This is a genomic window from Enterobacter soli (genome assembly GCF_964208575.1).
In the GTDB taxonomy this organism is placed as follows: domain Bacteria; phylum Pseudomonadota; class Gammaproteobacteria; order Enterobacterales; family Enterobacteriaceae; genus Enterobacter; species Enterobacter soli_A.
This window is the reverse complement of record NZ_CAXOFU010000053.1, coordinates 1-345: the sequence shown is the minus strand read 5'-3', so window position 1 is coordinate 345 and position 345 is coordinate 1. Positions and strand designations below refer to the sequence as shown.

Annotated in this window: 1 rRNA gene; it reads right to left on the bottom strand. The window is 54.8% G+C overall.

Annotation, left to right across the window (positions count from 1 at the left end):
• Positions 1–345: ribosomal RNA gene (locus tag AB6V08_RS23185) — 23S ribosomal RNA — on the bottom strand; the annotation flags it as partial.

The window sequence follows — 345 nt, the reverse complement described above, 5'->3', positions numbered from 1 at the left end:
GGCAAGTTTCGTGCTTAGATGCTTTCAGCACTTATCTCTTCCGCATTTAGCTACCGGGCAATGCCATTGGCATGACAACCCGAACACCAGTGATGCGTCCACTCCGGTCCTCTCGTACTAGGAGCAGCCCCCCTCAATTCTCCAGCGCCCACGGCAGATAGGGACCGAACTGTCTCACGACGTTCTAAACCCAGCTCGCGTACCACTTTAAATGGCGAACAGCCATACCCTTGGGACCTACTTCAGCCCCAGGATGTGATGAGCCGACATCGAGGTGCCAAACACCGCCGTCGATATGAACTCTTGGGCGGTATCAGCCTGTTATCCCCGGAGTACCTTTTATCC